This window comes from Streptomyces sp. JHA26, assembly GCF_002005565.1.
GTDB lineage: Bacteria > Actinomycetota > Actinomycetes > Streptomycetales > Streptomycetaceae > Streptomyces.
This window is the reverse complement of record NZ_BDJC01000112.1, coordinates 1-6,237: the sequence shown is the minus strand read 5'-3', so window position 1 is coordinate 6,237 and position 6,237 is coordinate 1. Positions and strand designations below refer to the sequence as shown.

General features: G+C 69.7%; 7 protein-coding genes. 1 reads left to right on the top strand and 6 read right to left on the bottom strand.

The genetic code is table 11. The features are described 5' to 3' along the window. Positions 1 to 117: 117 nt before the first annotated feature. The 4 genes from phzG to JHAT_RS33000 form a co-directional block, all read right to left on the bottom strand. Complete coding sequence (phzG, locus tag JHAT_RS33015; protein WP_077801962.1) at positions 118 to 741, bottom strand: phenazine biosynthesis FMN-dependent oxidase PhzG; 624 nt, start codon at positions 739 to 741, stop codon at positions 118 to 120. Beyond that, positions 738 to 1,079, bottom strand: a complete 342-nt coding sequence (locus tag JHAT_RS33010) for a hypothetical protein (protein WP_077801961.1) — start codon at positions 1,077 to 1,079, stop codon at positions 738 to 740. Before JHAT_RS33010 ends, phzG begins: the two co-directional genes overlap by 4 nt. Further along, positions 1,076 to 1,564 (bottom strand): PhzA/PhzB family protein, encoded by a 489-nt coding sequence (locus tag JHAT_RS33005; RefSeq protein ID WP_077801960.1) that lies wholly within the window; start codon positions 1,562 to 1,564, stop codon positions 1,076 to 1,078. Before JHAT_RS33005 ends, JHAT_RS33010 begins: the two co-directional genes overlap by 4 nt. 93 nt (positions 1,565 to 1,657) lie before the next feature. After that, on the bottom strand, positions 1,658 to 3,703 hold the full coding sequence (locus JHAT_RS33000) for a BTAD domain-containing putative transcriptional regulator (RefSeq protein ID WP_077801959.1): 2,046 nt from the start codon (positions 3,701 to 3,703) through the stop codon (positions 1,658 to 1,660). A gap of 379 nt (positions 3,704 to 4,082) precedes the next feature. Between JHAT_RS33000 and JHAT_RS32995 the strand changes: the two genes are divergently transcribed. Continuing rightward, positions 4,083 to 4,562 (top strand): helix-turn-helix domain-containing protein, encoded by a 480-nt coding sequence (locus JHAT_RS32995; RefSeq protein WP_077801958.1) that lies wholly within the window; start codon positions 4,083 to 4,085, stop codon positions 4,560 to 4,562. 106 nt (positions 4,563 to 4,668) lie between these two features. Here JHAT_RS32995 and JHAT_RS32990 read toward each other — a convergent pair whose 3' ends face one another. Both JHAT_RS32990 and JHAT_RS34885 read right to left on the bottom strand, forming a co-directional pair. Beyond that, positions 4,669 to 5,865 (bottom strand): amidohydrolase family protein, encoded by a 1,197-nt coding sequence (locus JHAT_RS32990; RefSeq protein ID WP_077801957.1) that lies wholly within the window; start codon positions 5,863 to 5,865, stop codon positions 4,669 to 4,671. Next, positions 5,840 to 6,237, bottom strand: a 398-nt coding sequence (locus tag JHAT_RS34885; RefSeq protein ID WP_307718369.1) for an MAB_1171c family putative transporter, incomplete at its 5' end; no start/stop codon positions are given. The genes JHAT_RS34885 and JHAT_RS32990, both read right to left, overlap by 26 nt.

Sequence of the window (6,237 nt, the reverse complement as noted above, 5' to 3'; positions counted from 1 at the left end):
GTCGCGCGGGCGGGCGCCGCCCGTTGCCGTCGTGGAACCGCCCGGCGGGCGGGCCGGTACGGCGGGACGGGCCGGTGCCGGGCGGACGCCGGCCCCAGCCCACCGCTGGGCTCCGGCTCACGGTTGCAGCCGTGCGGCGGACCACCCTCCGTCCGTCAGGTCGTAACGCAGTCTTCGATGGAGCCGGTCCGGGCTGCTCTGCCAGAACTCGACGGTGTGCGCGGTGAGCCGGTAGCCGACGTACGCCTCCGGCCGCGGCAGGGGACCGAGTTCCGCGAGCCGCGCGGCCTCGGCTCGCAGTGCCTCGACGTCCGGGAGGGCCTCGCTCTGCCGGGAGGCCACGGACATGGCGTGCGTGGCGACGGGCCGGGCGGCCCACAACGCGTCGGACTCGGTGTCGGAGAGCTGGACGACGGGCCCGGCGATGACGATCTGCCGGCCGGTCTCCCGCCAGTACAGGACGCCGGACGCCCAGGGCCGGGCGGCAAGTTCGCGTCCCTTCCGGCTGCCGCGGTGGCTGGTGAAGACCAGTCCGTCGTCGGTGAGGGAGGTGAGCTGGACGATCCGGCTGGAGGGACGTCCGTCCGCGTCACTGGTGGCCAGGGCCAGGGCGCCCGGTTCCCGTACGTGTTCGCGGGCGTCGTCGAGCCAGGTGCGTAGCAGGGGCAGGGGGGCCGGCGGCGGTATCCGGAACTCGGCGGGCTCCATCGCGGCCGCGTCGGTGGTGGGGGACGTGGTCATCGGTTCTGTTCCTCCAGTGCCCGGCCGAGGCCGACCAGCGAGGGGATGCCGTGGCAACCCTCGACCGTGGCCTCGATGTCGAACCACGTGCGGTGGGTGGGGGGATAGCCGATCAACTCGGCCGCGCTGCGCGGGTGGGGCGGCGCCGCCGCCTCGGCGGACTCCCAGAGCAGAATGGCGCCCCAGCGGTTGTTCTCGTCGTCGGCGATCCAGAGTTTGAGCACCAGGCCGTGCTGCTCGGACCAGGCCTCGACGGCCTCGTCGCGCAGGAAGGAACGCAGACTCCCGATGGTCTGATCGGACTCGGTCAGGTCCCACCAGGCGACCATGGCCCTCATGTCGGGATGCCCTCCCGCCGCACGACAGGGACGTCGATGCCCAGCGCGCGCAGCTGGTTGAAGGGGTTCATGAACTCCCGCTGCCGGCGGATCTTCCCGTTGTCCAGCAGGAAGGAGTGCAGGAAGTGGTTCCTGTAGTGCCCCGGCTCGTAACCGGGGAACAGGATCTTGCCCTCTCCGTCGCACTCGACCCAGAAAACATTGGGGTCCTGCGTCTCGAAGATCTCGATGTTGTACCAGACCCAGTCGGGGAAGCACTTGAGGGACCACACCGCGTGCTCGCCGAGCCGGTCACGGCCGCGAATGGCGATGGGTCCGGGAGTGTCGGCCGTCCACAGACCACCCTCTCCGTCCTCGGTGAACAGCAGGTGCCGCCGGAGCCGGTCCTGGCCGGTGGTGTTCATGTACTTCTCCACCGTGGCCCGGTTGACGCGCCTGAGTTCCGCTGCATCAGTGAAGGCGTGGTTCGCCGTGGTGTCGGACACGGGATGAGCCTTTCCAAGTCGCGGGTGTAGGGATCGCTCGTGGCAATCATGCAAAGCACCGCTATACGGCAGCGGCGGAGTTCTATACGGCCGCTATACGTGCTGGGCGGTCCGGGCGGCCCGCAGCTCCCGGACGCAGGCCCGGCAGAACTCGGCGCTGCCGGCGAAGGGCTCGGCGGGCAGGGAGCGGAGCACTCCGGCGAGCAGGTCGCCGGGGTGTGCCCCGGCGTCGTCCCGTTCCGCCACGGTCACCGGGTCGGCCTCCCTCAACCGTCGCCTCCAGGCCGCCAGCACGCGTGCCGCGACCTCCGCGGGCGTCCCTTCGGGCTCGCTCCGTTCGACTTCCTCACCGAGGACGCACAGCAGCAGCCGGGAGAGTCCGAGGACGAAGGTGCCGTCCTGCTCGATGCCGGTGACGGTGAGCATGTGCGCGTCCACGAGCTGTTCCAGGACGTCCTCGGTCTCGCCATGCGACAACTGAAGGGCGGCGGCCGCGGCCCAGACGGAGACGGTCCGCGACCGGAGCATGGCGAGCCCGCGCAGCGCACGGCGCAATGGCTCGGGAAGTTCGGCGTAGTGACCGCGCAGTGACTCGCCCACGTCGAGGCCGCCGACGCGGAGCAGGTCGAGCATGTTGCGCCGGTGGTCGGCGAGCCGGTCGGCGAGGCGGCCGGGGGTCCAGTGCGGCTTGGCGGTGAGCTGGGCCGCGACGGCCCGCAGTGCGCCCGGGTGCCGGTCGCAGAGGCGGACGAGGCGTTCGACGGCGTGCAGGTCGCCGCTCGCGGCCGTGGTGCGGCCGGTGATCCCGGTCAGCAGGGCGACCGCCTCGCTCTCCGGCAGGGCACCGAGGGCCAGCAGCCGGACGCCGGGCAGGTCGGCGAAGCGGGGGCGCCCGGTGATCACGACCTGGCTGCGGCCGCAGGCGGAGAGCAGCACGTCGACGGGGTCCCCCGCACCGACGTGGTCGAGGACGACAAGCCGTCGCCCCCGGGCGAGCCGCTGCCGGATCAGCCACAGCCGGTCTTCCAGGCTCTGGTGGGCTGTGGGCGGCTCCCCGTCGAGCCCCGTGAGGAGCTCGTCCAGGACCGCGGGGAGCGGGCGGGCTCGTCCGGAGGCATCCCGGAGACGCAGGAAGAAACACCCGTCGAGGTACGCGGCGGCGTTCTGATGGGCGGCACGGGCGGCCAGGACACTCTTTCCGCTGCCCGCCATGCCGGTGATCACGACCGGTCCGGGGGGCACGTCGGAATCGGGACGACTCAGCCACTGGCGCAGAAGGGCCAGTTCGGCACCGCGTCCGGCGAAGTCGACCAGAGGAGGGGGCAGTTCACCGCGGGCTCCGGAATCGCCGACCGATGTCGCGGTGAGCGCCGGGGCCACCGACGGCAGGCTGCCCACTCGCGGCGCAGGCAGGCTCCCGGAGAGAAGGGCGTGGAAGGTGCTCTCCAGCGTCTCCCCCGGATCGACGCCGAGGTGTTCGGCGAGTACGGCGCGTCCCTGCTGGTAGACGGCGATGGCGTCGGCCTGCCGGCCGCACTGGTACAGGGCGGTCATGAGCTGGGCCCGCATCCGTTCCCGGAAGGGGTGCTTCTCGACGAGCTTCGTGAACTCGTCGACGACCTCGCGCCCACGGCCGAGACCGAGGTCGGCGTCGGCCTTCTCCTCCAGCAACGACAGCCGTAACTCCTCCAGCCGCGGCCCCTCCTGCTGGTCCAGGAACTCCGTCGCCCCGGTCAGGGCCCGGCCGCGCCACTGCCGCAGCGCTTCGGCGAACCGGCCGGAACTCTCCTCGTACCGGCCCTCCGTGAATGCCGTACGGGCCTGGGCGGACAGCCGCAGGCACTCCCGGTAGTCGACGGTGACACCGCCCAGCCGCAGCACATAGCCGTCATGCGCGCGCACGAACTCGGCTCGGCCACCGAGAGCCCGGCGAAGCCGGGAGACGTAGGTGTGCACCTGGGCCCGTACGGTGGCCGGTGGCGCGGCGCCCCACAGGGCGGTGCGGATCTCCTGCTGCCCCAGGCCACGGTCTCCCGCGAGCACGAGCGCCGCCAGCAGAGTTCTGGGGCGCATCCCACCGAGCACGCGGGCCCGGCCGTCTTCGAGGGCTTCTATCGCTCCGAGTACGTGAAGTTCCATGTCTTCCCTCGCCTGGCCAAGTCCCCCGCGCGCGGTCTCGGCGTCCTGGATCAACTTCAGTAAGAGCCGCGGACGTTCGAATCCAACATGAGTCGAAGATTGCCGCGCAGGAACGCTAATCCCCGTTGCAAACCACTGTCAACAGCGTCCCCTGGGCCTCGCGCACTGTGGCCGATGGCCCTGCATCGCCGTGCGGCACGGTGATTGCCGTCGCCTGGCGGGCGATCCGGCAGGCCCCTCACCGCTACCCGGCGAGTCACTGCATGAGATAGCTTGCTGCGGAACCGGTGATCGGCTCAAGTTCCCCCAGGCTGCAGACTGACGGCGGATGACGGTTCAGTACGAGGTTGAGGTATGCCTTCAAAGAGGAGGCCACGCAGTGCCTAACAGCGACAGAGAGCCGGGCAACAGCCTGGCCGACAAGCTGAACCATCTGTTCGCTCATATGAAGCCCGCAGGTGAGGCTCCATACACCGCTGAAGAGGTTGCCCGCGCTATCAGTGCCGCAGGAATTCCGATCTCGGGAAGCTACATCTGGCTCCTGCGCAAGGGGCAGCGCGACAATCCCACGCTCAAGCACCTCGAAGGACTGGCCAGGTTCTTCGGTGTCCCTCCGGCGTACTTCTTCGACGACCGGGTCAGGGAGAGGGTGAACGCCGAGATGTCTCTCCTCACCGCGCTGCGTGACGCCAAGGTGCAGCGGATCGCCCTGCGTGCTGCCGGCCTGTCGGAGAAGAGCCTGAAGTCGATCAGCGAAGTGATCGACCGGGTACGTGAACTCGAGGGCCTGCCCGTCGATTCGGCGAACCTGGACGGCTGTTCCGCGCCTGCCGCCGGCCCCGCGTCAGACGGGCCGTGACGCCCGGGCTCGCCCGCCGCGTGGATGCGTCGAGGTCCACGGCGGACGGCCCTGGTGAGAGACGGTCCTGAAGAGCTGGATCCCTGGCCGCGCTGCCCGAACGGAATCAGCCGTTGTCAGGGCGAAGGGCGGGGCGGCCTGCTGTGAAGACGTACCGGATCCGTCGGAGAGCGTCCAACTCGGTCAAAGGGTCACCGTCGACAACGATGAGGTCGGCGCGCATTCCAGGAGCTAGGACACCTGTGTCGGTGAGCCCGAGGGCGTGCGCGGCGCTGACGGTGGCGCTGTCCACCATCTCAGCATTGCTGAAACCGAGTGAGGCGAAGAACTCCAGCATTCCGACGTAGTCGCCGAACCGTGCTCCTGGCACCCCGGCATCAGTACCGGCGATGAACCGGACACCGGCTGCCCGCATTTCCTGAATCACTTCAGTCATCCGCTGGGCGCGCTCGGGCCCCATTTGCTTGAGGAACAACTGCCAGTCCCCGGATACACAGCGGCAGACGGAGACGTCGTTGTCGACGATACGACGGGTGATCGCCGGATCGTAGACGACACCCTCCTCGCTGCGCCAGGAGCAGTGCTCGATGGTCCGGACGCCTGCGTCGACGCACTGGGCGATGGTCTCGGTGCCGTGCGCATGAGCGGCCACAGCCAGACCGTGGCGCGCCGCTTCCCGGACGATCAAACGAAGTTGGTCAGCGGTGAACTGCGGCTCCCACATGCGCGGTCCGCCCGGGGTAAGCGCACCACCCGAGGCCATGACCTTGATCAGATCGGCTCCGGCGGCCGCGTTACGGGCGATCTGCGCCCGGATTGCGTCGTCCGTGCCCACCTCACCGCCCAGAAAGCCACAATGGCCACCGTGTGACGTGAGCGGGGTGGTGGCGGCGACGATGCGCGGCCCGATGACAGCCCCGGAGTCGATAGAGGCACGCAACGCAACGGCGAGCCCGTCACGGTCACCCAGGTCGCGAACGGTGGTCACACCCGACGCCAGCAGCTGCTGGGCGCGGTCCGCCATGGCGGTGGACAGCCCGTGGCGGTCGGCGTCGATCACCGCACTGACGGGATCCGGACCCGCGTCGAAGGCGAGGTGAACGTGGCAGTCGATCAGCCCGGGCATCACCGTCGCTCCGGGACAGCGCACGCGTGGCACCTGCGCGGCGACTGACGCGTCCAGCTCGACAGTGGGGCCGACGGCGGCGATGACGCCGGAGTCGACCAGTACGGAGCCGTCAGCGATCAACTGGCCTGCGGGGCCCGTGACGACGCGGTTAGCGGAGATCAGTGCCTTGCTCATGACTTCCTTTCTGAAGGGCCTGGGACACGGCGATGAGTTCGCGGGCATCTGCCTCCAGGTCGCCGTTCGGGGGTACCGCGACGCGGACCGCGGACAGCTCGGTCTGGGCGGACTCCATCGCCGGTTTCAGAGCCAGTGCTTCCGTGATGTGTCGAGCGAGTTCTTCGGCCGGGGCATGGGCGAGTTCGGTTTCGGAAGCGACATGTGCCAGGTACGGACTCAGGCACACCAGACCGTCGCGGCATTCGATGACGCGTCGGCAGAACCGCTGCTCATGGGTACGGTGCGGGCGTAGACGACGCCGGGCACCGGCCTGCGGCTCTTTCAGGACGAGCTCCGGATAGGCGGTGGTCAGCGTCGTCCACAAGGGAG

Excerpts from the sequence above, each read along its gene's own strand:
- phzG (WP_077801962.1), bottom strand. The coding sequence starts at position 741 with ATGACCACGTCCCCCACCACCGACGCGGCCGCGATGGAGCCCGCCGAG.
- JHAT_RS32990 (WP_077801957.1), bottom strand. The coding sequence starts at position 5,865 with ATGAGCAAGGCACTGATCTCCGCTAACCGCGTCGTCACGGGCCCCGCA.
- JHAT_RS33010 (WP_077801961.1), bottom strand. The coding sequence starts at position 1,079 with ATGAGGGCCATGGTCGCCTGGTGGGACCTGACCGAGTCCGATCAGACC.
- JHAT_RS33000 (WP_077801959.1), bottom strand. The coding sequence starts at position 3,703 with ATGGAACTTCACGTACTCGGAGCGATAGAAGCCCTCGAAGACGGCCGG.